This window comes from Pseudoalteromonas sp. C2R02, from assembly GCF_018860845.1.
Taxonomy (GTDB): Bacteria; Pseudomonadota; Gammaproteobacteria; order Enterobacterales; family Alteromonadaceae; genus Pseudoalteromonas.
The window spans coordinates 23,188-46,919 of the sequence record NZ_JAHKQC010000023.1 but is presented as its reverse complement, the minus strand read 5'-3'; the positions used below and the strand labels follow the sequence as shown (position 1 = coordinate 46,919).

The window sequence follows — 23,732 nt, the reverse complement described above, 5'->3', positions numbered from 1 at the left end:
CAGATAATACGATGTTTTAATATTCTGCTATATAAAGTATAAATAAAGGCTAACTCATGTTAGCCCTTATTATGCTTTTGTCATCCTGTGGACTTAATAGAATTTATTAGTAATTCTATTGACGGTAGTTTGGCGCTTCTTTAGTGATTTGCACGTCATGAACGTGCGACTCACCCATACCAGCAGAAGTAACACGTACAAACATAGGTTTAGTGTTCATTTCTGTGATAGTTGCACAACCCGTTAAGCCCATAGAGCTACGGATACCACCAACTTGCTGATGTATAATATTAGCAATAGGTCCTTTATATGCAACACGACCTTCAATACCTTCAGGAACGAGCTTTTCAGCTTCTTTAGAGTCTTGGAAGTAACGATCTGATGAACCTTCTTTTTGGTTCATCGCACCTAAACTACCCATACCACGGTATGATTTGTAGTAACGGCCTTGGTATAGCTCAACTTCACCTGGCGCTTCTTCAGTACCAGCAAGCATAGAACCTACCATTACACATGATGCACCAGCAACAAGTGCTTTAGCGATATCACCTGAGAAACGAATACCACCATCAGCAATCACTGGAATACCGCGACCCTTTAAGCCTTCAACAGCATCTGAAATTGCAGTGATTTGTGGTACACCACAACCTGTAACGATACGTGTAGTACAGATTGAACCTGGGCCGATACCAACTTTAACAGCATCTACACCCGCATCTGCAAGTGCAATAGCACCTTCAGCTGTTGCAACATTACCAGCAACGATTTGTAAATCAGGGAAATCTTTACGTGCTTGGGCAACACGGTCAATAACACCTTGAGAGTGACCATGAGAAGTATCGATTAGTAATACATCAAGGCCGGCTTCAACTAGTGCATGAATGCGTTCATCAGTACCCGCACCAACACCTACAGCAGCACCAACACGTAAACGACCAAACTCGTCTTTACATGCATTCGGTTTCTCTTGTGCTTTTTGGTAATCTTTTACTGTGATCATACCTTTAAGTTTAAATGCATCATCAACAACTAGAATTTTTTCAATTCTGTGTTCGTGCATTAAGCTTAAGATTTCTTCACGTTTAGCGCCCTCTTTCACTGTTACTAACTTGTCTTGCTTAGTCATAACAGTTGAAACTGGTTGCTCTAATTTAGTTTCAAAACGCATATCACGGCTTGTCACTATGCCCATTAAAGTATTGTTAGCATCAGTTACTGGAAAACCAGAAAAACCTTTATCTTCAGATAAGATTAATGCATCTTTAATTGTTAACTCTGCAGTAACAGTAACAGGATCAGAAACAATCCCTGCTTCGTAATTTTTTACTTTACGAACATTGTTAGCTTGTTCTTCAATCGTCATATTTTTATGAATAAAACCTAAACCGCCCTCTTGTGCCATAGCGATCGCAAGACGCGCTTCTGTCACTGTATCCATTGAAGCAGATACTAAAGGTAAATTAAGTTCAATACCACGCGTTAAGCGCGTATTTAGATTGGCAGTATGAGGTAATACAGTAGAATGACCAGGTACTAAAAGTACGTCATCAAAGGTTAAAGCTTCTTTAGCTATTCGTAGCATGTGGCAACTTCTCACAATTGAAGGTTAATATAAAATTATATAGAGTTGCGGCCGGATTTTAACAGCAGTTTGTCGTTTAGTAAATTAAAATAATTATTTATTTATGGTACAGTGAGCGTGCTACAACTTATTCACTTGGAAAATCATGTTTGGCTCAGAAAAAATGCAAAGTAAACAACAAGTTTATACAGTCTCAAAATTAAACAAAGAAATTCGCTTTTTATTGGAACGAAATTTTGCTTCACTCACTTTGAACGGAGAAATTTCTAATTTTGTTGCGCCTGCATCAGGACATTGGTATTTCACTTTAAAAGACGATAACGCACAAATTCGTGCTGCTATGTGGCGAGGCAATAATCGCGCATCAAGTTTTAGACCTAAAAATGGTGAGCAAGTCACCGTACGTGCACGTATTTCCTTATATGAGCCACGAGGTGATTATCAGCTTATCGTTGAACAAATTGAACCCGCTGGACAAGGTTTATTAAAACAAGAGTTTGAAGCGTTACAACAAAAATTAGCCGCTGAAGGTTTATTCAATGCCATGGATAAACAAGCTTTGCCAAGTGCTATAAATAAAGTAGGTGTGATCACCTCTGCAACGGGTGCTGCTTTTAAAGATATTTTAACTGTATTAAAGCGCCGTGCTCCGCAACTTGAAGTTATTTTATATCCAGCCCAAGTGCAAGGTGCACAAGCCCACCAGCAATTGATAGACAAAATTAATCTAGCCAATCAAAGAGATGAAGTTGATGTCATTATTTTAGGTCGCGGTGGTGGCTCATTAGAAGATTTATGGTGTTTTAATCATGAACAACTTGCTTATGCTATTTTTGATTCTGATATTCCGATTGTAAGTGCTGTAGGCCATGAGATAGATACGACCATCAGTGATTTTGTTGCAGATATACGTGCAGCAACACCTTCGGCAGCAGCAGAGTTAGTAAGTCCTGATTCAAGCTATATACATAATCAAATAAATGAATTTAAAAGCCGATTACAACGTGCATTTACTTTATATTTAACGCAGCAACAACATAAACAAAACGATTTATACCAAAATTTAAAGTTACATCACCCAGAACATAAACTACAGCAGCAAAGTCAAAAATTAGATGAGCTATCAATGAGGCTTGAACGTGCCATTGAAAGAAAGATCAATAATAATCAGCATCAGTTAAACTATTTAAAACCAAGATTACAAAGACACAACCCACAAGAAAACATTAACCAAGCAAATATGAATTTGGCTTATTTAAAAAACAAGTTAGAAAATGTGATGTCAGTCAAATTACAGACTTGTCAAAATAAACTGGCGATAACAGCTTCAAAATTAGATAGCACAAGCCCGCTAACAGTACTTTCACGAGGATACTCAATTACCAGTAATCAAGGGAAAGTGATCAACTCAGTTAAATCAACTAGCCTTGAAGATGAATTAGTAACTCAACTAGCTGATGGTAAAGTGATAAGTAAAGTAATAGAAATCAGTTAATAAAAAAGGCGGGTTAAGTCGCCTTTAGTTTAATTTATTTTTAAATAAAACTTACAAATAAGCACTTGATAATGAATCTTCATCTTCATAAAAATTTTGTTCCATAGATTTAGCTGGGCATTGAGAATCTGGTTTACCAACTGATTTAGCAGGTACACCGACTACTGTTGTATGTGGTTTAACATCATTTAGTACAACAGAACCTGAACCAACTTTAGCACCCGCACCCACTTCAATATTGCCTAATACTTTAGCGCCTGCACCAATTAATACACCTTCACGGATTTTAGGATGTCGATCACCTTGCTCATTACCTGTACCACCTAAAGTAACGGACTGTAGAATCGATACGTTGTCTTCAATAACAGCTGTTTCGCCAATAACAATACCTGTCGCATGGTCAAACATTATGCCTTTACCTACTTTACAGGCAGGATGAATATCAACACCAAATACTTCAGAATTACGGCTTTGAATAAAACGAGCGAGTTCTTTACGGTCTTGGCGCCATAAACAGTGTGCTAATCTGTGTACTTGAATTGATTGAAACCCTTTAAGGTTCAGTAGAACAGTTAAATAATTAACCGCTGCAGGATCTCGCTCTGTTACCGCTTTAATATCAGTTGCAACAAAAGTCAGCATGCGATCACAATCAACAAAAGCCTGATCAAATAACTCTCTAAATGTAAAAGGAGAAACCACTGCATCAGATAACTTATTGGCAACAATAAAACTCAAAGCAGATCCTAAACACTCATGGTTTAAAACACATGAATATACATGACTTGCCAAAAGTGGTTCTTTTTTTACTAAGGCAGTAGCTTCAACTCTTAATTGTTCCCAAACTTCATAACGCATTATGCTGTACTCTTATCAATATACGATCGTTCACTTCTTATTATAACAGTTTAACTGAATTCATGTTTAATGTGTGATCACATCCTTGCTTTATTGGTTATAAGCCATAACTAAAAGTTAAATAGCATTAAATGTAACAAAATATAAGTTTGTGTTTACGCAAATAAACACGTATTTTCGACGTCTAAAAAAAATACCAAAAACTATAAATGAATAAAAATGTATTAATACTCGCTTTTTGCCAAGGTTTAATTACCACTGGTAATATTATGCTAGTAACAGTGACTGCACTCATTGGCCAGCAACTCAGCCCTAATGAAGGCTGGATCACCCTACCCGTTGCGACACAAAGTTTAGGTTTATTATTTGCAACTATTCCAGCCTCTTTACTAATGGCAAAAATAGGCAGAAAAAATGGCTTTAGCTTAGGTAATGCAATCGGCATCGTGGGTATTTTAATAGCGGTTTATGCGTTAGAAACAAGCTCATTTAGCTTATTTTGTTTTGCCACAGGTTTAATAGGTATCGCGATTGGTTTTGCCACCCTTTATCGCTTTGCAGCGATTGAGGCTGATCCAAAAAATCCAAGCCGTGCAATCTCACTTATAATGGCAAGTGGCATAATCGCAGCCATTTTAGGTCCAAACTTAGCGATTTGGGTTGAGAAATCATTCCCTTCGCTTAATTTTAGCAATACATTTATAGCCCTTGCCTGCCTTTATTCTTTGGCTATTTTTATGTTGCAGTTTGCCTCTTTTGCTAAAATACAACAAACACAAAATGAAGATCCTGAAAGGGATTTAAAAACGATATTAATACAACCAAAATTTATCATAGCTGTTACTGCTGCAATGATTAGTTTTACTTTAATGAACCTATTGATGACAGCAACCCCCCTTGCCATGCACCGCCATGGTTTTGACTTTGAAGATTCCGCTTTTGTTATTCAATGGCACGTACTAGGTATGTTTGTACCTTCACTTTTTACAGGCAAACTCATAGAGAAATTTGGCTCAATTAATATGATATTTATAGGCGCTGTTTTAATTGGCTTATGCATTATTATAAATTTACATGGCATTACTCATACTCATTTTTTATTGGCCTTATTTTTATTAGGTGTGGGTTGGAACTTTATGTTTATCAGTGCTACGCAAATGGTGAGCACAACATATACCTCAAGTGAGAGGGCAAAGACCCAAGCTGCGAATGAATTTTTGGTATTTAGTACGGTAACGCTTTCTTCATTAAGTGCCGGCTGGCTTGAGTCTAGTTTAGGTTGGCAAACGCTAAACCTTATCTCAATCGCGCCACTGTCTATTATAATAATGGGTGTAATCTACTATCAGAAAGTAAAGTTAAAGGTAATTAATTCATAACAAGCTGATTTTAACTTGTTTTAATATTTATAAGCCAGTACACTTTTTATACTTTTATTGTATTTATTACTTCGTTAATAGTTTTTACTTTCAAAGTAAATGGATGAATACATTGCATGGAGCCACTTATATTATAAGGCGTTAATGTGAATGTATTAATAATTGAACCATCAAAAACTTACTGTTTATTACTTGAGGAGTTACTCAGAGGATATTCGGTCACACCTACAATAGTTTCTAACCCCCAAGATGCATTTATAGAACTTAAAAACAGCACCTTTGATTTCATATGTATTTCAATGCACTTATCAAATATGACAGGTATTGAGTTTAGCACTCAAATAAAATCTGATGTAAACAATAAAAACCCGCTTACGGTTATTTTAAGCAGTGAAACTAATACCAATAAATTCCCAAAAATAGCAAAAAATGAAGCTAATTATATTTGTCAAAAAATGGATATTGATTCATTAAAAAGCTTATTCTCAAGTTTAACTAAAAATGAAATCATAAAGTGTGAAAGATCTGGTCATGTATTATATGTAGAAGATCATTTATCTGTTGCAAATATGACAATGGAAATTCTAAAGCAAATGGGCCTATCTATTACCCATCATATAGATGCTAATGCAGCATTAACAGCCTTTGAAAGTTCAAATTTTGATTTGGTTTTATTAGATATTATTTTACCTGGTGATAAAGACGGCATTGAGGTTATTAAGCAGATACGTGCTCGAACCGATGGAAAATCTTTGATCCCAATTTTAGCGCTATCGGGAAAACTCAATTCAACACAACGCATTGATGCATTAAAAAAAGGCGCAAACGATTTCATCACTAAACCTGTGATCCAAGCAGAGCTAGCAGCAAGAGTAAATAACCTTGTTTTAGCCCATCATCTATATTTGCAAGTAAAGCAACAGCAACATGCATTAGAACAAGTCGCTATGACAGATCATCTAACTGGCTTATATAACCGCCACTTTTTAATGCCATTTGTAGAAAAAGCCCTGATGCTCGCTAAACGACAAAACCATGACGTCAGCTTAGTTATGATTGATTTAGATAACTTTAAACCTATAAACGATCAACTTGGACATGATGCAGGAGATGAAGTACTGATCGCTGTCGCCAATATATTGCAAGCTTCAACACGTGTAGAAGATATCGCAGTGCGACTAGGTGGTGATGAGTTTTTAATGGTGCTGCCTTATTGTAATTTAGCGCAAGCAAAAGAAAAAGCAGAAAGTGTTCGCAAAAAAATTGAACAAATAATAATAAAAAATGCTTCTGTATCAGCAAGCTTTGGTGTGTCATCTAGCCAAAATGATTGTTTTGAGTTTAATGAATTATTAGCAAGTGCAGATAAAACAGTATATTTAGCTAAAAAGTATGGCCGTAATCGCGTAGAAAACTAATCAATAAATTGTTACATAAAAAAGCCCATTATAATATATATTGCAATGGGCTTATCTTAAAAACTAAAAAGTTTATTTAAAAACATCATCTATTGCTAATACTTCAATATTCTTTTTAGGAATACTCAGTTTATAACTTTCAATGATCTTATCTTCAGCGACAAGTTCAGCTGGTTTATCAGTATTATATTTTAACGGTGAAACCTGCTCAGACGCTAAGCGTTTTTGCATATCTTTACCATCACCCGTGATAAATACGTATTGAATATTATCAGTTTGTAAGTTCTCTTTTATTACACGGTTTATATCTGCAACTGTTAGAGATTCTAATTGTTTACGTACATAAGATACAAACTCATCCGTTTTATAGAACTGGCTATCGAGCGCATAACCTAACTGTTTATCTTGGCTAGCAACCATTTGTGGCACAAAGTTAGTTAAGAAATTACGAGTTGCTTCAAAACTTTCTTGAGTCATACCTTCTTTTATTAAGTTGTCTAATTCAAATAAAGCAGTACGTGTTGCAAAATGAGCATCATTATTTGAACGTAATGGTCTTAGCCAAATTTGGAAGATTTGTTCAGAGCGCCCTAAATTAGCATCTGGTTTTGTTTGATACATACCACGAGGGAAATATTCAATATAAGAATAATCACCATAGTTCATACCACGCGTTTGACGAATTCTTTGATATAAGAAGCTATTAGAGCTTCTATGCTCACCAAAATATGAGCGTACTAACCAAAGTGCTGTCCAGTCTTTATCACTACGTATGGTATCAATCGGGAAACCAAACGATACCGCTGTCGATTTAGCTGATTTCTCTACGATAGTTGCATGATGTCCTACAAGTTCGGGTGCATCAGCAACCTTTAGGCGAGTTTCATCGCCTTTAGGCAAGCTCATTAAATCAGTAAACATGTCTTGTTTCAGTTTTTCAGGCATGGCACCTGTAATACCAACATTTAATTTAGCTTGCGTTAACTCTGCTTTATAAAAAGCCTTAACATCAGCGAGTGTTATCGCTTCTAAATCAGATAAGTCACCATAGTTATAACTTTCATAAGCATGATTTCTATAAAGCTTAGAATAAAGCACCTCTTTACCTAACTCTTCATCATTAGAGGCTTTTAGACCTGCTTTAATGCCATCTACCATCTCTTTTTTGATGCGTTTAAAGTCATCTTCACGCCAGCCTGGGTTCAATAATTGGTCGCTAATTAATGCGTACCAAGTATCAGCTTTGTTTTTATGCACTCGGCCTGAAAAAGATATCATCTCTTTATCTAACTGAGCAGAAAAGCTACCCGCGAGTGGATACATAGCTTTTTTGATCTCTTTATAACTACGAGACTCTGAGCCGCCTTGTGAAATCATGTTAGCAGTTAATGCAGCTAAGCCTTTTTTACCTTGTGGATCTGCAGCCGCACCCGTGTAAAATAAAAAGTTAACATCAACTAATGGTGAGTCATTTGTTTTATCTAATACATTAAAGTGACGTTCTGTTGATTTGTTATTTAAAGCCGTTACTGCGGTATTTAAATCAACTTCTTTTTCAAAACCTGATACAGACTTCAAGTCAGACATAGTGACAGTTGTACGACCAGAATCTACAAAATACTTATTTGCAATATCTTTAATATCTTTTGCAGTAATCGAATCAGAGCTTGCATAAAGTTGGTTAATCACTTCAGGATCACGCTCAAAATGCATATACCTGGCAAGCGTAGAAGCAATAGATTGTGATGAATCTAAGCCATTAATAAAACTATATTTTAAATTAGACTTTAAGTTTGCAAGCTTATCAGCGTCAACAAGTTCAGTACGCACTTGCGCATATGTTTGGTTAACTAAATCTCGTGCTACCGCTAAATCAGACTCTTTATCTACCTTCACAAAAACGTGTAATAAGCCTTCATCTTTGGTTTCTGGATTATAAGTAAACATTTGGCTGGCAATTTGTTTTTCTACTACTAGCTCTTGATATAAATCTGAGTTTTCAGAAAAATAAAGTTGAGAGATTAAATCTAAGCCCGCTCTGTCTTTTTGCTTAGGCTGCCAAGCAGTGCCTTTGTAAGACACTAATAACCAATGACCAGGTAAACCATCATTTTTTTCGTGAATATATTTAGGCGCAGTTTGTTTAGGCTCTGCTGGTACTAAAGCATCTACGCCCTTTGCTTGCCACTGACCCCAAGTTTGTTTAACTAATTGCATAGTTTGAGCAGGGTCTACATCACCTACAATCACTAAAGATACATTTTTTGGCACATAGAAATTTTCAAAGAACTTTTGCCCGTATTCCATTTGATCTGGCATTGCTTGAATATCTTCAAAAAAACCCATAGTAGTATGTTTGTATGTATGGGTATCAAATGCTTCTTTACGTACAGCTGATAACAATTTACGAATTGGGCTTGCATTATTCTTTAAATATTCGCCTTTAACCGTTTGAGCTTCTGTTCTAAATTGCTCTTCTGTATAAGATAAATTTTGAAAGATATCAGCTTCTATTTCTAATACTTTAGCTAAATGCTCTTTTGAAAAGTTTAAATGATAGTTTGTATAGTCATTTGTTGTATAAGCGCGGTTATCAACACCTGAGTTTTTCAAAATATCTGAATAGACTTCTTGCGGATATTTTTCTGAACCTTTAAACATCATATGCTCAAAAAAGTGAGCAAAACCTGTTTTGCCAACTTCTACTTCATCACGAGAACCAACAGATACTGGAATTTGTAATGACACAACGTCCGGGTAATCAGTTTTAACTACCATAACCTTTAAGCCATTTGATAACTCTTCTAATACATAATCTTGTGCAAAAACTTTATTGTTTGACTTCTGAGTGGCTTTCACACTTGTTGTTTGTTCTGATGAAGCCTGTGCAGAGTTGTCATTATTATCACGATTATTTGCATCAATATGGAATACACAACCCGATAACGCCATAGACACAGCCATTGCAGATGCCAGTAATTTAAATTTCATTCATTTCCCCTGAACTTTTATTATATGAAATACTAATTGAACTAAACTTTATTAGTATCAAACACCGTCATTATGCTAGAGCAATATTTTCTAATCGAGTAAATCCGATGAATAACGTGAAAAAATGTAAACAGTAATTACTATGCCATCAAAGCATCAACTTGAATTTAATTCAAGCCAAATGAAAAAGACTCAACAAAAAAAGACTATCTAGACGTCTAAATGGCTGCTATATTTAATTCCTAAGATAATTACGGTGGAAAAAAAATGGCTTTATCATTAAAACAGAAAATTCAAGACCCAAAGCAAGGTGTATATCTGATCGGTACTACTCCACCAAAAATGGGCACTGATAAAGCACAACTAGAAACCATTGCTAATAAGCTATTAGCGCGTTTACATGAAATTGAATACGATGGTGTAATAATTTACGACATTCAAGACGAAAGTAGCCGCACTGCAGTGCCACGCCCTTTTCCATTTAGAAAAACAGTTGACCCACGTGAATATAGTCAGCTTATCAGCCAATTATCTGAATTAGACGTTATTACCTATAAAAGTGTCGCGCAACGTGATGAAGCTGAATTTAATGCTTGGTTAGATGAGACAGCTGAAAAATATAAACTTAAGAACATTGTTTTAGTAGGTAGTCCTTCTTCAACTGGCGATATCAAGCTAAGTCTGCCAAATGCGTACAAAGCGTTAGGTGAACATAAAAGTAATACATTTTTAGGTGGTGTTACTATTGCGGAACGCCACGCAAGTAAACGTAACGAACATGAGCGTTTATTAGAAAAAATTGATCAAGGCTGTGAATATTTTATTTCTCAAGCTGTTTATAACGCACAAGAAACAATTGATTTGATCACAAGTTACTCTAGAAGCTGCCGTCATAAAGGTATTTCTCCAAAACGTATTATTTTGACTTTCACGCCTTGTGGAGGTGAGAAAACCCTAGATTTTATGAAGTGGTTAGGTATTTCAGTGCCTGAAGCAACTAAATGGCGTATTCTAGATTCGAATGATTCTTTAAATGAATCCATTAGGATCTGTCGTGACAACCTAAACCAAATTTTACAAAGCTGTGCGCACTTAGATGTGCCATTAGGTTTAAACATAGAAAGTTTAACTAACCGTAAAGAAGAAATTGATGCATCAATTAATCTTTACCGTTTATTAAAAGCAACTATGGAATTAAACCTAGCTGAGAAACAAATCGCTTAAAGATTTAAACGATCCCGTCTGTGAAAGGCTTAACATTATTGTTAAGCCTTTTTTTTCTTTTGAGATATAAAATATGTAGAAACAATTTCGTATTTCAACTTGTTAGTAAAATCCTTTATATTAATCAAAAAAATATAAGGAAGTTACAGTGCGTCAACTCAATTTTTTTTCATTATTAGTCTTATTTTTTAATTGCCTATCAGCCAATGCTAACAATATAGAAATAGGTCAAACCTATCATCTGGATTCTAAAGTATTAAAACAAACACGCCCTTTATCAGTCTATTTACCGCCCTCTTACCATAAAAATCCAAAGCAAACATACCCTGTAATATATGCTTTAGATGGCGACCAAACCAGATTTAAAGGCTTAGTGGGTATGGCTGAGTCATTAAGTTCCCATAATTTAGAACAGCAAATAAATGAGCATATTATTGTTGCGCTACCCAATGTCGGTTCACGAGAGCAATACTTTACGCCAAGCAATGCTGAATTTACATTTGACGGCAAGTTATTAGACGATTTAGGTAAAGTGGGTGATGCAAACAAGCTCATCTCTTTTATTAATGAAGAGCTATTTACTTATATGGGCAATAACTTTCGCGTAAATAAACAACGCACTTTAATTGGCGAGTCGTTTGCAGGTCTGTTCACAGCACATGTATTGCTTAGCCAACCAGAGCTATTTACCCATTATTTAATCACCGATGCCACTTATATCTGGCATGATAATTACTTAAACCGAATGTATTCTGAAAACTCATTAAAAAATACCCGAGCTAAAGTATATTTTGCACTGGCTAATAATTCACACCTAGGAAAAATAGGTAAAACTAACTACCAATGGGGTTTAACATTCGCCAATAAAGTTAAAAATACTGATAGTTTAAATAATGATGTTAAAGTGCAATATTTTGAACAAGAAAGGCATGGCACGGTTGGTATGTTAGCTTGGTATCATGGTTTAAGGTTTTTACACCATAAAAGCAATTGATTTATATGCTTTATTTATTTTTAGATTCAAGCGATAATTTCTTTAAGTAAAACAATAAGACAGTATATGAAAATATTAATTGTAGGTTCTGGTATTGCGGGTTTGAGCCTTTTTCATAATTTAAAGCATACCCAGCATGAGATTGATCTCATTGAAAAAGCACCAAGTGCGCGCCTGCAAGGTGCTGGTATTTGTTTACCTGCAAATGCTATGGCTGGTTTTGAAAGCTTAGGTTTTAAAGATGAAATATTAAAACATGCGCATCAAGTGACTGAAGTGCGTTTTGAAAAAGCCTCCAGAAAGCTATTGAGCAAAGCGTCATTATTAGAAGCGCCGCTCAATCAGCAGCCTTTTGTTGCATTAGAGCGTGATAATTTAATGCAGGTTTTACTTAAAGATATTGAAACTGATGTGCAATATAATAAATTCATCTGTGATCTACAGCACAATGACAATGCATGCTTAGTCTCTTTTAATGATAACTCACAAAAAGAGTATGATTTAATCATTGCAGCTGATGGCATTAATTCAGATACACGAAATAAAGTATTTGATACGCCAGATTTACTCGACTTAAAGGTATCAAACTGGCGGTTTTGCATTGATTACCCAAATCATAATATGCAACCAAGTTACCTACTTGGGGAAAATGATTTATTCATGTTTTACCCAATATCAAAAGATAAACTTTATTGTTATGGTCAAATTTCAGACCCTACCGGTGAGATTTTTAAACTTGATGCCAAACAAGCGATGAAACAGGTGTTTTCTGGTTATGAGCAATCAGTACAAAATGCCATTTATAACGCGGATGAGGTTATTAAAGGCCAGATAAAATCAGTGAAATCTCGTGAAGTATTTAAACATAATGTATTGCTTATTGGTGATGCTTTACATGGTTGCCCTCCTTCGTTACAACAAGGTGTTGGTATGGCACTCGAAGATGTTTTAGCACTAATCGAACTATTAGCTGACGCTAACAATACATCAGAACAAGTTTTGAGGTTATTTAAAGAACAGAGGCTTACTCGGATCAGTTGGGTCATTGATGAATCAAACAAAGTGATAAAGCTAGCTGAGCTTGGTAAAAGTTTATGTGGCCGTTTATTACGTAATACCATAGTGCGGTTCACAGGGCCACAAAACGTAAAAGGTTGGCGAAAGTTAATTAATAACGACCTCTAAATAATCATTTTATAAGTACTGAGTTATTTCACACCATTAAACAGCACTTATAATACTTTCATTGAATTGTCATTCACAAGTAACACTTCTGTCATATTTTCAATTTAAAGTTTGCATAAACCACAAACAAGGAAATAATCATGGCAGAATCACAGTTTTTAGACGACATTTCAGATTTACTGGAAGACTCAGAGAATACAACATCTGAGCGCAGAGGCAGAAAAACAAAAAAAAGAAAATGGCGTGAAATAGAGGCTATTAAGGAAAAACAACGCTTACGCCGTGAATTGATTGAATACAATGAATTCACTTATGAAGACGATATCGAAGAAATTTTTGCTTAACTACCCAGCTTAATTACGACTTGTATTACACAGTTTGGGTTTAGATATTAAACAGTGTTTATTGTGCATAAGCTAATACACGAAACACTGTTTAAATCTTATAATTTGATTTTAGTATGAAAAATATTATTAAGCTGCCTTCTCATACGTATTTTGGTCTACTAGTTTTAATAACTCACTCAAGTTATTATCTTTTTATTATAAGTCATTTTCCCAATACTCAAATTACTTATTGGTAAATTTTGGGTACTTAAATTATGTAAATTAGAATTTTAAAGATAATGATCATATTTGTTAAATTTGATTCGAATTTGATATGTAAAACCACAACAAATTCATTATTGACTAAGCTGACAATTACATCAACGCCTCTAAATTCATGCTTAGAGTAAAAGTAAATACTTTCAAAACTTTCTCAACCACATCATTTCAAAAATTATCGTTCAGGTTTTTAAAGTCATTAATATCAATAAATAATACCGCGGATTATATATTCATTTTTGATCCAATAATCAATCATATGTATTTAGCATTAGCCACCTCAAAGAATAGCCTCTGATCACTTAAGATTGGTTTTTTATTTTAATAAGCAAATATATCAAACAAGTTTTTATTCAGTAACTTTGACCTTTATTGGATTTTTTAAGTGATACTACTCATAATTAAATATCACTTTTTTGAACTTAACATCTCTATGAACATGCGTTTATACTGCTTTTTTATTTTGTTATGTATATTCAGTGACTCGTCCACTTTTGCTGAATCAAAACGTCCAAATTTAATTAGGGATTACGACATTTTGGTTGTAACTGAACCATGGCCACCATTCAATTATGTCAACAAAGATAATCAAGTCGCCGGCATAGCAACAGAAATACTCAAAAAGGTAATGAAAGAAGCAGGATTTAAATACAAAATAGAAGTGTATGGTTGGAATAGAGCGTATAACCTATCTAAAAATAATAAAAACACGCTTATTTACACGATTTTTAGAATTGACAGTCGAGAGTCTGATTTTCAATGGATTTGCCCGCTAATTTCAACGCAAGGAGTTAGCATATACAGCTTAGATAATCGAAAGGATATAAAAATAAGCCATATAAATGATCTAAAACAGTATCATTTAGGTGTCGTAGGCAGCGGTGTCACTTATGACTATTTGATGGCTCAAGGGTTTTCTGTCGATAAGAATGTGGATATCGCAACCAATGAATTAGCCAATATTCGAAAATTATTTAAAGGCAGAATAGATTTAATCATTCAAGAAGAAGAACCTTTAGAACTTAGAATGCAACAAGCAGGCTTACCTATAGCAAGACTGAAAAAGGTATTTTCAATTTTATCTAACGAAGAAAGACAAGCATGTATGGCTATGAGCCTAGATACACCAAAGTTAGTTACTCAAAGATTACAAAACGCGTTAAATAAAGTACAGAATAAAAAGTAGCGCAATTATTTTTTCAGAATAACTCAAGTGTTTTCCTAGCGATTAAGGTATATTCTTGCCCAAGAGTAATCAAGCTAAAATATATAACCATGAAAGAAGATATTCCTAAGGTATCAACCTCTGAGCGTGATGCTTTACTTGAAAACGTAAAAACAGATTTTGAATACTACCAAGCTAGTATTATAAAAGATGATGAAACAGGCAACGGTCAAAAATTTAAACTATTTGTAATGGCTAATATGACCACGTTTCACTTGATCCATAACTCAAGTACCGCAGCTGAATTAGATGAGTTTTGTAATAAATATCAATGGTTTTACCCACTATTTATTACCATCAAAGAATTACTTGAAGAAAAAGAATAAAGTGACTATTTGCTTTATTCTTTTTTTAAATCTATCAGTCTTTAATTAGTATGAATGTTTTTTAATATCATGATACTGCCAAAGCACATTAATAATTTGCCATTGATTTTTATCATTTTTTACTAAGTGCATATAATCAACCCAATCATCAGCAGTTAATTTAACAGAAGCAATGCGTTTATCTAAAGCGAGAACTTCTATTTCAACTTTTGGATTATCTTCAAATTTATCTCCATTTTTATTATAGTTTTTCGCTACTTTAAGCATAGTGTCAAAGCTTGTTTGCATAATAAACTCTGAACCATCTTTTTGTTGCCAATGGGTTCTTTTAGCTAATTCAGGATGCAAAGCCTTTTCAATTATTGTCTAAGCTAGCTTTTAATAATTTCACCAAAGTTCACATGAAAATGCAGATGCTTTGAATCTTGGTAATCACCTAAGTTAGTCATTACTCTGGCTGCACCATGTTCCTCACTGACCTTTTTAGATATAAGCTGCACAACTTTAATCAACTCATCAAATACCGCTTTATAGGGAGACTCGACTTCAATAAATGAGCTAATATGCATCTTAGGGATCACCACAATATGCACCTGCCAATGAGGCTGAGTATGCTTAAAAGCTAAAATAGCATCTGTTTCATGTACAACCTCAACAGCTAACTCGCCTGTTAAAATTAAATCACAATAAATATCTGTTCCGGTATAAAGCATATCAACCTCCAACAAAGATGAACCTAATTTAAATAGCATAAACTCTCATATTGGTAATAGCTACACATGTAGCATTCATTAATTGCTCATAAATAATCTTGTGAAAAGTTTTTAATTATTTATAACTTTTTAAAAATATGTGATATTAGCGCTACTTAAGTAACTGTTTCATAAACCCATATCCTTTATTGAGAATTCTGTTCTATATGCCCTTTTTAATCACAATTTTTATTAGTTCCTTTTTATTGTTTCAAGTGCAACCTATTATAGCCAAAATGGCCTTGCCTTATTTTGGTGGTGGTGCAGCAATTTGGACTGCATGTATGTTATTTTTTCAACTATTTTTACTACTTGGTTATTTATACGCACATACATTAAGTAAAATTAAAAAAGTTAACCAACAAATAACGATCCACAGCGGGTTTATTTTATTAAGTCTAGTGGCTATTCCCATTGGTCAATTGAATTCAGAACATTTACTGACTAGCCAAACGCCACAAATCAATATCATAACTAGCCTTTTTATGGCAATTGGCTTTCCCTATTTTTTACTCAGCACGACAGCACCATTAATTCAGAAATGGTACAGTTTAAACCCTAATAACAATCAACCTTATCGCCTTTATGCTTTATCAAACTTAGGCTCTTTATTAGCATTATTATCATATCCATTTGTTATAGAGCCTAATTTAGACACCACACTTCAAAGTACTATTTGGGGCTATGGATATTATCTATTTATGATCAGCATTCTTTTTTGTAGTTTTAGATTATTTAAGTTTAATTACTTACTTGAAAACCAAAAGAATGATAAAGCGCCGACCGATTTTAAGTGCGTTTGTTTATGGTTAGGGTTATCTGCTTGTAGTGTTATTTTAATGATGGCAACAACCAGTGCGATGACTATTAATATTCCGCCAACGCCATTTTTATGGATACTGCCTTTGTGCATCTATTTATTGACTTATATTATTTGTTTTAATAGCCCCAAGTGGTACATACAAAAATTTTGGTTTACGTGTTTTGCATGTAGCAGTTTTGCTGGCACTTTTTTATTTTTTGTTGGTATACAATTTAGCCTCCTACAGCAAGTGTTCACTTACAGCATACTATTATTATCAGCATGTATGATTTGTCATGGGGAGCTCGCTAAATTACAGCCACATAAAAATAAGTTAACGCTTTTCTATTTAATCCTTGCACTAGGCGGTGTACTTGGTAGCTTGTTTACAGCGATTGTTGCTGAGAAAATTTTTACGCAATATTACGAACTTATTGTGGGAATTGGTTTTATATATCTTTTATTTTCACTCAGCTTATACTGGCAAAACCAATCACCTGAACTAAGTAAAATTAAAAAGGCCAATAACAAGTTTTTATGTATCGCCTCAAGTATTTCTTTCGTTACTTTTGGATTTTATTTTAATCAGTTAGATAGCCGATATTTTACATCTGATGTGCATAATAGTCGTAATTTTTATGGTGTTTTGGCCGTTAAAGATCAAACACTAAACGACAGCCCTATTAGAGTGTTATTTGATGGTGCAACAAACCATGGCAGCCAATCTCTTATTGAAGCGCATAAAAGCCAACCTACTAGTTACTATCGTGCAAATAGTGGCGTAGCGTTAGCTTTAAATAACTTAGATAAGATGCAATCAAATAAAGTTGGCATTGTCGGCTTAGGCACGGGTACTTTAGCAAGCTACGCACAACCACAAGATCATTATGTATTTTATGAACTTAATCCTGCAGTTGCAACCGTTGCTAGACAACATTTCAGCTACTTATCTGATAGCAAAGCAAAAACAGATATTAGGCTTGGAGATGCAAGAATAACGATGCAAAATGAGCTAAAGAATACTGGAAGCCAACAGTATGATGCCCTTGTTATAGATGCTTTTTCAAGTGATGCAATACCCGTGCATTTATTAACACTCGAGGCATTTGAGTTATATTTAAAACACCTTAAAAAAGAAGGTTTACTCGCATTACATATCTCTAATAACCACTTAGATTTATTGCCTTTAATAAATGCATTAGCAGTAAAGCTAAATATTCCTTTAAACCATTTTATTGCAGCTTCAAGTTCATCAGCAGAGCAAACAACACAATGGGCTGTTTTAACGCATAATAAAGATTTCATCAATAATGGCATGGTAAAAATAAGAGTCACTTATTTAAATTTAAAGCCTGAAGAAACTCAAATATGGACTGATAAATATTCAAACCTATTATCTGTGATTAAGTTTTAATTTAATCCATAAAAAACCCTAATATAATGATGTATTAGGGTTTATATAAATCGATAGCTAATCACTTTGTAAAGCATCAATTGGATCAAGCTTTGATGCTTTTATCGCAGGATATACACCAAAAGTGAGGCCTACCATGGCACATATACTAAACGATAAAATTATCGCAGTTAGCGACCAAGAAACTGCCCACTGTGAATAAATAGAGATTAGCTCTGATAATAAGATGCCAAAAAACACGCCTAATATTCCACCTAATATTGAAATAGTAAAGCTCTCTGAAATAAACTGTAGTTGAATATCTTTTTGAGTTGCACCAATGGCACGTAATAAGCCTATTTCCTTAGTACGCTCAAGTACAGTGGCAAGCATGATATTCATAATACCTATGCCACCTACTAATAATGAAATACCCGCAACACATGACATTACGATATTAAATATCTGTTGTGTTTGTTTTTGCTGTGCGAGTAAAGCCGCAGGGATCACTAAAGTGTAATCATCTACTTTATTATGGCGACGCGTTAATAAATGACTTACTGCTTTAGCCGCCTCAATCGGGTCTACAGCCTTATTGATCTTTAACTTAATACTGGTAACTTCACTATCTAGCTCTTTACTTGCAAACTTATGCATAGATGTTTTAAGTGGTACAAATACGCGGCTTTGTGCGCCACCAAGTTTAATGCCTTGAAACTCTTGTTTTTTCAAGAATGGGGCCTCTAAAACACCTACTACTTTAAACCATAAATGGTTTATTTTGATATTTTGGCCCACAGCCCCACCTAAAGGGAATAATTGTTTTGCAGTAGCTGAGCCTAATAATGCAACTTGAGAAAAACTTAAATCATCATCGTCATTGAGCATACGTCCTTGTGCTAAATTAAATTTTGATAATTCAAAAAAGCTTGAACTAACACCGATTGCCTCTCCATCACTTTTACCTTGGGCACTGAAAATGCTATACGTATCAATTAACTTTTGAGCACTAAAAGCCTCGACAAAAGGTAATGATTTGGCTGCTATTTCACCATCTCTAATACTTAACCCTGCAGAGTGTTTACGCTGCTCTTTAAGCTCTTTATCTTCAAATTCTTTAGCTTCAATAATAAGATTATGTAAACCCATCGTATCTATCATTTTTAAGGCTTCGCGCTCCGCACCTTCACCAATATTAAGCATCGCAATTACCGCACCTACACCAAAAATCATACCTAATAAAGTAAGCAAAGTACGTAATTTATGCTGCGCTAACTCTGCCGCAGTATCAATAAATATATCAAGATATTTCATTTAGCTTTGCTCCTGATCCATTAAAGTGATTTCCTGACCCACTGTTAATCCAGTCAATATTTCAACATGACTTAAACTTGCTTGTCCTAATGTTACAGCTGTCATAGTTAATTCATCATCTTGATAAATGTATACAAATGATTGATTTTCTTTGGTGTATATGGCCTGTAACGGTACGATTAATTTAGATTCAGGCTTTGCTATTACAATACTTGCTTGTAATTTTCTACCAGGAACAAACAGTTTAGGGTTTTGTTCATCTAAAGTAACAATCACTTCAAAGTACTTTTGTGGATCACCTCTTTTTATTGACGCAGGAAAAGGAGCAACCGATTCAACCACCCCCTTAAAAGGCAGATTTGAATATGCAAATAATTGCAAATTAACGGCTTTGCCTTCAGCTAAGTCAATTGCTTCACTTTCAATGACATATAACTTGGCTTTCATTTGCGTAATATTTGGTAACTCAGCGATTTTCTCACCTGGCCACATTGATTGGCCAGCTCTGGGTTTTTCACCACGCCAATTTTTTTTATAAACTAATAAACCATCGTGTGGCGCTTTGATTTCTAATTGATTTAAACTATCGTTCAGTAAATCAAGCTTACCTTGATGTTGATCTTGCTGCATTTTTAATAAGCCCATATCTCCAGCTGAGCTTTCATTGAAACTATCACTTTTCCAATTTAAATAATCTTGCTTAGAGCCAAGATAAGCTGTATTTTGCAGTGAATCTATAATTTCTAATTTAGAGCGGATCCTTTCATCATCAATAGAGAATTTTTCAGCAAAAAGCTTTTCCTGACCTATGATTAAAATATCCTTACTGATAGCATCAAGCTCTTTACTTAAAACACCTGTTTTTTCTATAATTTCTTGTTTAGTGATCGCAAGTTCATTTTCTTTCTCTCTACTTTTGACTTGCATTGCTTCACCATCAAAACGCGCAATAACATCACCTTGTTTAACCAAAGAAAATTCAGGTGCAAGCCAAGCAATACTCTGCACACCATTACGCGAAACCGGTGAACTTATCACTGTTGCTTTGGCAGCAAACAACTCTCCTTTTGCAGGTATGCTGACAGAAAAGTTTTCATTTTTTACTGTGTACTTTAAAGTAGCGTTCTCCTCAGAATTACAAGCTAATAAAAAGAGCATAGGTATAAAAATTAATTTATTCATAGCGCGACGATATCTCCTTGTTTTACACCTTTAGCTAACACAACTTTATTGCCTATGATATGTGCGACTTCTACAGGTTTCTCTAGACCTGACTCAAGTGTGATTACTTTGCTATCAGCAGCGCCTTTCACGGCCTCTAAAGGTAAAGTTAACGCTTTATCAAGCACTTTAGTGATCACCTCTATTCGAGCGGTCATCCCCGGGCGCATTACTGATGAATTGGTTTTATCAAATTCAATGATGGTATCTAAAATACGTTTTTTATCTTGAGCCGATTTACTTCTAAATACACGACCTAAATTAACAACTTTACCGCTAAAGATTTGCTCCTGAGTACCATCAAGTATAATTTTTACTTTTTGCCCTAATACCAACTTACCACTATCTGGCTCTGCAACTTGAGCTTTTAACTGCATGTGTTCAATGACGGCTAACTCAAGGATAGGTTGTCCAAACTGTACACTTTCTCCCACGGCTGGTTTTTCTCCCTCCCAATTAGCTTTATAAATCACCATACCGTCCATTGGCGCTTTAACTTTCAGTCTTTCTATATCTCTATTAAAGTCATCTACTTCGACTGTTAAACGCGCTACTTTCCCTTGGGCTAATTTAAGGTTCAATATACTATTCTTTTTATGAAAATTTAATTTTTCTTGTGATAAAAACAAATCATTTTTCGCTACTGTAAAGTCGATTTCAGATTTTTTTCTATCATTTTCAGAACGGCTATTATCAACAATTTCTGCCTTACGTTTTGCTTTTTCAAACTCCATTTCTTTTTCGGCTACCGCTAATATGAATTCTTGTTCGGTAGCGATTTCTTTTATTTTTTTATTATCTAATTCTTTTTGAGCACGGTCTAATTCAACCTGCTTATCAAACAATCTATCTGTTATTTTTTTATCATCAAAAGAGACCAGTACTTCCCCTTTTTTTACTTGAGTATTTTCAGGCAGCATCTGTTTTATTTGGTACTGCCACATTCTAGCTATTGAAGGAGGCGCTATAACCGCTGTTTGTTTAGATTCAAGTTCTCCGCTGGCATAAACTATGACTTCTATTTTCTCTACTTTTACAGCTTCACTTACAACTTGCTCACAGCCGAGCAATAAAACTACAATAGATAATATTAATAGCTTATTCATTTATTATTCCCTCAAACTCTAATTGTGCACTCATTCCTGGTAAGACTTTAAAATGCGTATTAGCATTGAACTCAAAAACAGTTCGGTAATATACATCATTACCCCACTCTTTTTGAGCCTCTGGTTGCGTAGAAATTTCGGTTAATTTGGCTGATAAATGAGTATTGGGGTAAGCATCAAATTTCAGTTGTGCCTGACTATTCAATAGTAAATTTTTATGATCAACTTCATGAACCCAGGCTTCAATATATAAGCCATTTAAGGAAGGGATCTCTGCAATTTTCCAAGCGGGTTGTGCGGTCATACCGACAAATACTTTTTCTCCGTTCCAAGGGTGACTTGCGTACAACACAGGACCTGAACGTTCTGCATAAACACTCATTTTTTTGAATTTATTTTGATTATACTTTAATTGCTGTTGGTATTTTTTTATTGTTATTTTTTGTTTAGTTATAGCAACTTTATTGGCAACCTTAGTTTGCTTTAAAGTTTCTTGTGCTTTTGCATCCGCTATCACTGCTTTTTCAAATTCTAATTGATTCATTTTATAGTCATACTGGCTAAGGTTATCAGCAGACACACCCGCATCAATACGTGATTTAGTTAATAACAGTTCAGTTCTTTTTTTCCCATAACTTGCTTCGAGTAAACTTTGAGCATTACTACTTTGTATGCGATGTAACTCTTCTTCAGCGGAAATCAAACTTGTTCTTAATTGATCTATTTCGCTTTGAATTGTGCCACTATCAAATACAACAATAAGGTCACCTTTTTCAGCGACTTCACCTTCAGGTAACATCCATTGCACCTGAACTTTCCAACTGCCTGTTTTTGGTGCATAAAATGTTTGATTATCAGCAGCTTTAACTTGTCCAGACAAAATTACTGATGCCATTGAAGCATGAGACGTTAATAACAGACCTAAACCTAATATTATTGCTTGGTACATAATCTGTCCTCAACCACTTTACCGTCTTTCATACGAATAATTCTATTAGCAAAGGCCGCTATATCTTCCTCATGGGTGACCATTACAATAGTTTGACCTTGAGCATGTAATTGACATAACAAATCCATAATTTCATATGATGTTTTAGAATCTAAATTACCGGTAGGTTCATCAGCAAAAATCACTTTTGGTTTGTTTACTAGTGCTCTTGCGATTGCAACTCTTTGGCGTTGACCACCTGACATTTCAAATGGTTTATGATGGCTACGGTCTTTCAAACCAACCTTATCTAACATTTCATTGCCGTGCTTTAATGCTTCATCAGGATCTATATCACTATACCTCAATGGCAAGGTCACATTTTGTAGCGCTGTTAATCTTGGTAATAAATGGAATGTTTGAAAAATAAAACCTATTTTTTCATTTCTAATTTTAGATAAGCTCACATCATCAATTTCTTTGATAGATTGATCTGACAGTAAATACTCACCCGAAGTTGGCGTATCTAAACAGCCTAGAATATTCATTAAAGTTGACTTACCTGAACCAGAAGTGCCCATAACAGCCACAAACTCATTCTCTTCAATGGTGAGTGATACATCGCTCAGTGCATTGACTTGAATCTCACCAGAACCATAAGTTCGGGTGAGATTATCAATTTTTATCAATTTCAAACCCCTTTTACATAGCATACAAACTTTAAACTCAGCAAAATAATATACAGTGTTAACGACATAAAAAGCAAATAAAGCCTTTAATATAAATAACTTAACATTATTTAAATATTTATTTAAATGCTGAGTTTTAATAAGGTGAACTTCATAACCACTAGGTGTTACCGTTATTAGGCACTAACATTAACAAAAAAATAAAAGTAAAATGCAAAATAGATGTAAATTAAAAGCTGCCTCTT

Annotated in this window: 20 protein-coding genes; 10 read left to right on the top strand and 10 right to left on the bottom strand. The window is 34.6% G+C overall.

The annotated features are described in order from the left end of the window. Positions 1–115: 115 nt before the first annotated feature. The gene (guaB, locus tag KO527_RS07130; protein ID WP_216039641.1) at positions 116–1,582 is read right to left on the bottom strand and encodes an IMP dehydrogenase; all 1,467 of its coding nucleotides are present in this window, start codon (positions 1,580–1,582) and stop codon (positions 116–118) included. Positions 1,583–1,745: 163 nt separating this feature from the next. Here guaB and xseA point away from each other — a divergent pair, with 163 nt between their 5' ends. Continuing rightward, complete coding sequence (xseA, locus tag KO527_RS07125) at positions 1,746–3,077, top strand: exodeoxyribonuclease VII large subunit (RefSeq protein ID WP_216039781.1); 1,332 nt, start codon at positions 1,746–1,748, stop codon at positions 3,075–3,077. A gap of 51 nt (positions 3,078–3,128) precedes the next feature. Here xseA and cysE read toward each other — a convergent pair whose 3' ends face one another. Continuing rightward, positions 3,129–3,935: a serine O-acetyltransferase gene (gene cysE, locus KO527_RS07120; RefSeq protein WP_216039640.1), complete on the bottom strand. Its 807-nt coding sequence runs from the start codon at positions 3,933–3,935 to the stop codon at positions 3,129–3,131. 209 nt (positions 3,936–4,144) lie between these two features. Here cysE and KO527_RS07115 point away from each other — a divergent pair, with 209 nt between their 5' ends. Both KO527_RS07115 and KO527_RS25850 read left to right on the top strand, forming a co-directional pair. Then, positions 4,145–5,314 (top strand): MFS transporter, encoded by a 1,170-nt coding sequence (locus KO527_RS07115; protein WP_216039639.1) that lies wholly within the window; start codon positions 4,145–4,147, stop codon positions 5,312–5,314. A 146-nt stretch (positions 5,315–5,460) separates the two neighbouring features. Continuing rightward, positions 5,461–6,732 carry a diguanylate cyclase gene (locus KO527_RS25850; RefSeq protein ID WP_216039638.1) on the top strand — a complete coding sequence of 424 codons (1,272 nt, stop codon included), beginning with the start codon at positions 5,461–5,463 and terminating at the stop codon, positions 6,730–6,732. A 72-nt stretch (positions 6,733–6,804) separates the two neighbouring features. Here KO527_RS25850 and KO527_RS07105 read toward each other — a convergent pair whose 3' ends face one another. Then, a complete protein-coding gene (locus KO527_RS07105; protein ID WP_216039637.1) occupies positions 6,805–9,723 on the bottom strand; it encodes a M16 family metallopeptidase in 2,919 nt (972 codons plus the stop codon). Positions 9,724–9,990: 267 nt separating this feature from the next. On the opposite strand from KO527_RS07105, the gene KO527_RS07100 reads away from it, so the two are divergent. From KO527_RS07100 to KO527_RS07075, 6 genes are all read left to right on the top strand, one after another. After that, the gene (locus KO527_RS07100; RefSeq protein ID WP_216039636.1) at positions 9,991–10,947 is read left to right on the top strand and encodes a methylenetetrahydrofolate reductase; all 957 of its coding nucleotides are present in this window, start codon (positions 9,991–9,993) and stop codon (positions 10,945–10,947) included. A gap of 148 nt (positions 10,948–11,095) precedes the next feature. After that, positions 11,096–11,941 carry an alpha/beta hydrolase-fold protein gene (locus KO527_RS07095; RefSeq protein ID WP_216039635.1) on the top strand — a complete coding sequence of 282 codons (846 nt, stop codon included), beginning with the start codon at positions 11,096–11,098 and terminating at the stop codon, positions 11,939–11,941. Between the two features lie 66 nt (positions 11,942–12,007). Then, on the top strand, positions 12,008–13,126 hold the full coding sequence (locus KO527_RS07090) for an FAD-dependent monooxygenase (RefSeq protein WP_216039634.1): 1,119 nt from the start codon (positions 12,008–12,010) through the stop codon (positions 13,124–13,126). Between the two features lie 140 nt (positions 13,127–13,266). After that, entirely contained in the window at positions 13,267–13,470 is a 204-nt protein-coding gene (locus tag KO527_RS07085; protein ID WP_216039633.1) for a DUF3545 family protein, read from the top strand. A 646-nt stretch (positions 13,471–14,116) separates the two neighbouring features. Next, complete coding sequence (locus KO527_RS07080; protein ID WP_216039632.1) at positions 14,117–14,917, top strand: transporter substrate-binding domain-containing protein; 801 nt, start codon at positions 14,117–14,119, stop codon at positions 14,915–14,917. 89 nt (positions 14,918–15,006) lie between these two features. Beyond that, positions 15,007–15,282: a hypothetical protein gene (locus KO527_RS07075; RefSeq protein ID WP_042142754.1), complete on the top strand. Its 276-nt coding sequence runs from the start codon at positions 15,007–15,009 to the stop codon at positions 15,280–15,282. 45 nt (positions 15,283–15,327) lie between these two features. On the opposite strand, the gene KO527_RS07070 is transcribed toward KO527_RS07075, so the two are convergent. Further along, positions 15,328–15,630, bottom strand: a complete 303-nt coding sequence (locus KO527_RS07070) for a nuclear transport factor 2 family protein (protein ID WP_252733516.1) — start codon at positions 15,628–15,630, stop codon at positions 15,328–15,330. A gap of 23 nt (positions 15,631–15,653) precedes the next feature. Next, positions 15,654–16,034 (bottom strand): HIT domain-containing protein, encoded by a 381-nt coding sequence (locus tag KO527_RS07065; protein WP_252733514.1) that lies wholly within the window; start codon positions 16,032–16,034, stop codon positions 15,654–15,656. A 215-nt stretch (positions 16,035–16,249) separates the two neighbouring features. On the opposite strand from KO527_RS07065, the gene KO527_RS26375 reads away from it, so the two are divergent. Beyond that, on the top strand, positions 16,250–18,250 hold the full coding sequence (locus tag KO527_RS26375; RefSeq protein ID WP_216039631.1) for a fused MFS/spermidine synthase: 2,001 nt from the start codon (positions 16,250–16,252) through the stop codon (positions 18,248–18,250). Positions 18,251–18,307: 57 nt separating this feature from the next. On the opposite strand, the gene KO527_RS07055 is transcribed toward KO527_RS26375, so the two are convergent. Genes KO527_RS07055 through KO527_RS07035 form a run of 5 tightly spaced genes read right to left on the bottom strand, consistent with a single transcriptional unit; the run spans position 18,308 to position 23,487 of the window. Beyond that, positions 18,308–19,543, bottom strand: a complete 1,236-nt coding sequence (locus KO527_RS07055; protein WP_216039630.1) for an ABC transporter permease — start codon at positions 19,541–19,543, stop codon at positions 18,308–18,310. After that, on the bottom strand, positions 19,544–20,725 hold the full coding sequence (locus KO527_RS07050; protein ID WP_216039629.1) for an HlyD family efflux transporter periplasmic adaptor subunit: 1,182 nt from the start codon (positions 20,723–20,725) through the stop codon (positions 19,544–19,546). It abuts the gene before it with no gap. After that, positions 20,722–21,870 carry an HlyD family efflux transporter periplasmic adaptor subunit gene (locus tag KO527_RS07045; protein ID WP_216039628.1) on the bottom strand — a complete coding sequence of 383 codons (1,149 nt, stop codon included), beginning with the start codon at positions 21,868–21,870 and terminating at the stop codon, positions 20,722–20,724. Before KO527_RS07045 ends, KO527_RS07050 begins: the two co-directional genes overlap by 4 nt. Further along, the gene (locus tag KO527_RS07040; protein WP_216039627.1) at positions 21,863–22,819 is read right to left on the bottom strand and encodes an HlyD family secretion protein; all 957 of its coding nucleotides are present in this window, start codon (positions 22,817–22,819) and stop codon (positions 21,863–21,865) included. The genes KO527_RS07045 and KO527_RS07040 overlap by 8 nt, the downstream gene beginning before the upstream one ends. Next, complete coding sequence (locus tag KO527_RS07035; protein ID WP_216039626.1) at positions 22,804–23,487, bottom strand: ABC transporter ATP-binding protein; 684 nt, start codon at positions 23,485–23,487, stop codon at positions 22,804–22,806. Before KO527_RS07035 ends, KO527_RS07040 begins: the two co-directional genes overlap by 16 nt. Positions 23,488–23,732 lie beyond the last annotated feature (245 nt).

Bases quoted from the DNA above. Each gene is read 5' to 3' on its own strand.
- KO527_RS07075 (WP_042142754.1), top strand. From the start codon at position 15,007: ATGAAAGAAGATATTCCTAAGGTATCAACCTCTGAGCGTGATGCTTTA.
- guaB (WP_216039641.1), bottom strand. From the start codon at position 1,582: ATGCTACGAATAGCTAAAGAAGCTTTAACCTTTGATGACGTACTTTTA.
- KO527_RS07100 (WP_216039636.1), top strand. From the start codon at position 9,991: ATGGCTTTATCATTAAAACAGAAAATTCAAGACCCAAAGCAAGGTGTA.
- KO527_RS07055 (WP_216039630.1), bottom strand. From the start codon at position 19,543: ATGAAATATCTTGATATATTTATTGATACTGCGGCAGAGTTAGCGCAG.
- KO527_RS07085 (WP_216039633.1), top strand. From the start codon at position 13,267: ATGGCAGAATCACAGTTTTTAGACGACATTTCAGATTTACTGGAAGAC.
- KO527_RS07065 (WP_252733514.1), bottom strand. From the start codon at position 16,034: ATGCTATTTAAATTAGGTTCATCTTTGTTGGAGGTTGATATGCTTTAT.
- KO527_RS07040 (WP_216039627.1), bottom strand. From the start codon at position 22,819: ATGTACCAAGCAATAATATTAGGTTTAGGTCTGTTATTAACGTCTCAT.
- KO527_RS07115 (WP_216039639.1), top strand. From the start codon at position 4,145: ATGAATAAAAATGTATTAATACTCGCTTTTTGCCAAGGTTTAATTACC.
- KO527_RS07105 (WP_216039637.1), bottom strand. From the start codon at position 9,723: ATGAAATTTAAATTACTGGCATCTGCAATGGCTGTGTCTATGGCGTTA.
- KO527_RS07045 (WP_216039628.1), bottom strand. From the start codon at position 21,870: ATGAATAAGCTATTAATATTATCTATTGTAGTTTTATTGCTCGGCTGT.
- cysE (WP_216039640.1), bottom strand. From the start codon at position 3,935: ATGCGTTATGAAGTTTGGGAACAATTAAGAGTTGAAGCTACTGCCTTA.
- xseA (WP_216039781.1), top strand. From the start codon at position 1,746: ATGCAAAGTAAACAACAAGTTTATACAGTCTCAAAATTAAACAAAGAA.
- KO527_RS07050 (WP_216039629.1), bottom strand. From the start codon at position 20,725: ATGAATAAATTAATTTTTATACCTATGCTCTTTTTATTAGCTTGTAAT.
- KO527_RS07090 (WP_216039634.1), top strand. From the start codon at position 12,008: ATGAAAATATTAATTGTAGGTTCTGGTATTGCGGGTTTGAGCCTTTTT.